Source organism: Ramlibacter sp. (assembly GCF_035706265.1).
Taxonomy (GTDB): domain Bacteria; phylum Pseudomonadota; class Gammaproteobacteria; order Burkholderiales; family Burkholderiaceae_C; genus Ramlibacter.
In genome coordinates this window covers 1-4136 of record NZ_DASSVG010000059.1, presented here as the reverse complement: position 1 = coordinate 4136, position 4136 = coordinate 1, and the positions used below count along the sequence as shown (strand labels likewise).

The window sequence follows — 4136 nt, the reverse complement described above, 5'->3', positions numbered from 1 at the left end:
AGTGCAGGAACGAGGCCTTGGCCGGCGTGATGAAGCCGGCGTAGTGCGCCGTCAATGCCCCGGCCAGGGCGGCGAGCACGGCCGACAGCGTGAACACCTGCAGCTTGAAGCGCGCGCAGTCGATGCCCAGCGTCTGCGCCGCCACCTCCGAGCCGTGCAGGGCGCGCAGCGCGCGGCCGTTGGGCGAGTCGATCAGGTTCAAGGCCAGCCACACGGTGGCCACCAGCAGCGCGCCGGTGATCCAGTACCAGACCTGCTCGCCCTGCACCGCGAGGCCGAACAGCACCAGCGGCGGCACCTGCATGCCGTCGGGGCCGCCGGTCCAGCGATCCTCGGTGGTGATCGCGATCGAGATGATCACGCCCAGCCCCAGCGTCGCCATGGCGAGCGGGTGGCCCTTCAGGCGCAGGGTGGGCCGGCCCAGAAGGTAGGCGAGCGCGCCGACCGCGGCACAGGCACCGGGCAGCGACAGCCACACCGGTACGCCATAGCGCGAGGCGAAGATCGCGCTCGCGTAGCCGCCCAGCGCGAAGAAGCCCGCGTGGCCCAGGCTGATCTGGCCCGCGTAGCCGATCAGGAGGTTGAGGCCGATGCACACCACCGCGTTGATCGCGACCTGGATCGCGATCTCGTAGGCGTAGTTGTTCGGCAGCACCAGCGGGGCCAGCGCCACCAGCGCCGCCAGCAGCAGCGTCCCCCCGCTGCGCGGGCGGGCCAGCCAGGCGCGCGCGGGGGCGGGCGCCTCAGACGCGGTCGCTGCTGCGGGCACCAAGGAAACCTCCGGGTAGGAAGAACAGGACGGCCAGGATCACCACGAAGGCGATCGCGTCCTTGTAGGCCGACGAGACGAAGCCGGCGCCGAGCCCCTCGAGCAAACCGAGCACGAGGCCACCCAGCACGGCGCCGGGAAAACTGCCCAGGCCGCCCAGCATGGCGGCTGCGAACCCCTTGAGGCCCAGCATGATGCCGGCGTCGTAGGAGGTGAACGCGATGGGCGCGATCAGCACGCCGCCGACGGCGCCGAGCAGGGCCGCGAGCCCGAAGCTCGCGAACAGCACGGCGCGCGTGTTGATGCCCACCAGCTGCGCCGCCAGGCGGTTGAAGGCGGTGGCCAGCATCGCCTTGCCGGCCAGCGTGCGGCCGTAGAAGAAGCGCAGCGCCAGCACCGCCACCGTGGCGCCGCCCAGCACCCACAGGCTCTGCGGCAGCAGGGTGGCGCCCGCGAACGCGATCGGCTCCTCGCCCGTGAAGGCCGGCAGCCGGAACACGCCCTTGCCCCACACCAGCTGCGCGAGCCCGCGCAGGAACAGCGAGACGCCGATGGTGATGATGATCAGCGTGACGGTGCCGGCGTGGCGCGCCGGCGCGATCGCGATGCGCTCGATGAGCAGCGCCACGACCACGGCGACCGCCACCGCCAGCAGGATCGCCAGCGGCAGCGGCACGCCGGCGGCGGCCAGGGTGGCGGCGCTCATGCCGCCCACCATCACGAACTCGCCCTGCGCGAAGTTGATCGCGCCGCTGGCGTTGAACACGATGGTGAAGCCCAGCGCGACCAGCGCGTAGATCGCGCCCGTGGTCAGGCCGCTGGCGACGAACTGGAGCCAGGCTGCGCCCATGGCTTGCTCGCGCGGCTCGCTCTTACTTCACCAGGGACCACTTGCCGTCCTTCACCTCCAGCATGCGGAAGGCGGTGAGGTCCAGGCCCATGTGGTCGTTCGCGCCCATGTTGACGACACCGCCGGTGCCGACGTAGCCCTTGGTGGCTTCCAGCGCGTCCCGAACCTTGGCCTTGTCCGTTGACTTGGCGGCCTTGATCGCGTTGACGGCGAGCATCAGGCCGTCGTAGGCGTGGCCGCCGAAGGTGGAGACGTCGGTCTTGAACTTGTCCTCGTAGCTCTTGCGGTAATTGCTCACCACCGGCTTCTGCGGGTCGCTGGCCGGCAGGATGTCGGAGACCAGCAGGGCGGCCGCGGGCAGGCGCACGCCTTCGGCGGCGGGGCCGGCCAGCTTGATGAACTCGCGCGAGGCGACGCCGTGCGACTGGTACAGCGGCAGGGTGAGGCCGACCTGGCGGTAGTTGCGGGTGACGATGGCCGGGCCCTGGCCGAAGCCGGCGTTGAGCACCGCCTGCGCGCCGCTGGCCTTGATCTTGGTGAGCTGCGCGGTCATGTCGGTGTCGTTGGCGCCGTAGGTCTCGTCGGCGACCAGGTCCACGCCGTACTTGGAGGCGACCTTCACGCATTCGGCGCGCATGGACTTGTCGAAGCCGCCGCTGCCGGAGATGAGCGCCACCTTGGTGAGCTTGCGCGCCTGCGTGTCGGCGAAGATCTTCTCGCAGGCCATGCGGTCGGTGTGCGGCGTCTTGAAGACCCACTTCTTGGTCGGCTCGACGATCGGCACGGCGCCCGCGAGCGAGATGAAGGGCGTGCCCGACTGCTCGGCCAGCGGCACGGCGGCCATGGTGGAGCCGGTGGTGGAGCCGCCGACGATCAGGTCGACCTTGTCCTGCTCGATCAGGCGCTTGGCGAAGGTGCGGGCCTTCTCGGCGTCGCCGGCGTCGTCGTAGGAGACGAGCTGGAGCTTGCGGCCCAGCACGCCGCCTTCGGCGTTGATGCGCTCGACGTACATTTCGAGCGTCTTGAGTTCCGGATCGCCGAGGAAGGCGGCGGGACCGGTGACGGAGAGGAAGGCGCCGATGCGGATCGCCTCCTGTGCCTGCACCGACACGGCAGCGCCCGCAAGCGCCAGAGCCGCCAGGACGGGCCGCGCGGCGGCCCTCGAGAGAGTGGAAAGGCCCATTGCTTTGTCTCCTGTGTTGACCCCGACTCGTGCAGTGGCCGGGGTTCGGGGCATTGTGGTAGCCTGATGCCGGAATTCCTTGATCTGACACAAAGTGAAGCGCGCCCCGACCCCACGCTTACCCTCGGTCCGACGACCGCGGCCCCCCATCCCGCCCACCTCCGGTGCGGTGACCGTGCGCGCCGTGCGCCGCAGCGACCTCGACCAGGTGATCGCGCTCGACGCGCAGGAGACCGGGCTCGAGAAGCGCGACTACTGGGAGCGCGTCTACAAGCGCTACGGCCGAGCCGTGCGCGGCGAGCAGAGCTGGTTCCTGGTTGCCGTGACGGGCAGCGAGATCGTGGGCTTCGTGATCGGCGAGGTGCGCGACTGGGAGTTCGGCTCGCCGCCCTGCGGCTGGCTGTTCGCGATCAACATCTCGCAGGAGGCGCGGCTGGCAGGCATCGGCTCGCGCCTGATGACGGCCTTCTGCGAGGCGCTGCGTGCGGCGGGCGTGCGCAAGCTGCGCACGATGCTGTCGCGCGACAACACGCTGGTGCTGTCCTTCTTCCGCAGCCAGGGCATGATGGCCGCGCCCATCATTCCGCTCGAGCTCGAGTTGCCGGCAGCGGCGAAGGCACGCGCATGAAGCTGCAGGTCAACACGCTGCTGGCGCTCTACAGCGTCATGGAATTCGCCGCCGATCCGCAGCGGCACATCCCGGCTTCGGAGATCGCCGACAAGTACGGCGTCTCGGCGCACCACCTCGCCAAGGTGCTGGCGGAACTGGCCCGCGCGGGCGTGGTGGCCTCGGTGCGCGGCGTGGGAGGCGGCTACCGCTTCACCGCGAACGTGCGGCGGCTGACGCTGATGGACATCATCCAGCTGTTCGAGGATTTTTCGCCGACCTCGCACCAGCACGGCGAACTGCAGACCCCCGTGGACCGCGCGATCGGCCAGGTGCTGGCGGAAATCGACGAGATCACGCGCGCGACGTTCAGTTCGATCACGGTGGCGACGATGTTGAGGTTGGTGGAGCGGCAGGAGAGCGCCGAGTAACACGTAGGCTTTGCACGCGGGCGCTCTTCATTGGCCGCTGCGGGGGGTGTATCTGGCTCCTTCCCGGAGAACGGGGGGCGTCGCGGCGGGCGGTGCGCGGTGCGTGTCCGCGATGGTGCCGGTCCGCGCTGTCGCGCGGACTTCCCCGGAAAATCGGTTCCGCTGCCGCCCCGCATAACTCACTGCGCGTTTGCCGCGAGCGGCAAACGCTCCGTTCAAACAGAAGCCGGGAGTTCGATACGTACGCATGGCTCGCTTCGCTTCGCTGCGTAGCCATGCTGCGGCAGCGAAACCGA

5 protein-coding genes are annotated in these 4136 nt (G+C 69.8%); 2 read left to right on the top strand and 3 right to left on the bottom strand.

The genetic code is table 11. From position 1 onward, the window contains the following. The 3 genes from VFM98_RS02045 to VFM98_RS02035 all read right to left on the bottom strand — a co-directional run. Positions 1-769: branched-chain amino acid ABC transporter permease (locus tag VFM98_RS02045; RefSeq protein WP_325108222.1), on the bottom strand; the 769-nt coding region annotated here is incomplete at its 3' end. Continuing rightward, positions 744-1619, bottom strand: coding sequence for a branched-chain amino acid ABC transporter permease (locus VFM98_RS02040; RefSeq protein ID WP_325108221.1), 876 nt, complete (start codon positions 1617-1619; stop codon positions 744-746). The genes VFM98_RS02040 and VFM98_RS02045, both read right to left, overlap by 26 nt. 22 nt (positions 1620-1641) lie before the next feature. Next, positions 1642-2802 (bottom strand): ABC transporter substrate-binding protein, encoded by a 1161-nt coding sequence (locus tag VFM98_RS02035; protein WP_325108220.1) that lies wholly within the window; start codon positions 2800-2802, stop codon positions 1642-1644. Between the two features lie 169 nt (positions 2803-2971). Between VFM98_RS02035 and VFM98_RS02030 the strand changes: the two genes are divergently transcribed. Together VFM98_RS02030 and VFM98_RS02025 are read left to right on the top strand one after the other, a co-directional pair. Then, positions 2972-3430 (top strand): GNAT family N-acetyltransferase, encoded by a 459-nt coding sequence (locus VFM98_RS02030; RefSeq protein ID WP_325108219.1) that lies wholly within the window; start codon positions 2972-2974, stop codon positions 3428-3430. Further along, on the top strand, positions 3427-3840 hold the full coding sequence (locus tag VFM98_RS02025) for an Rrf2 family transcriptional regulator (RefSeq protein ID WP_325108218.1): 414 nt from the start codon (positions 3427-3429) through the stop codon (positions 3838-3840). The genes VFM98_RS02030 and VFM98_RS02025 overlap by 4 nt, the downstream gene beginning before the upstream one ends. Positions 3841-4136 lie beyond the last annotated feature (296 nt).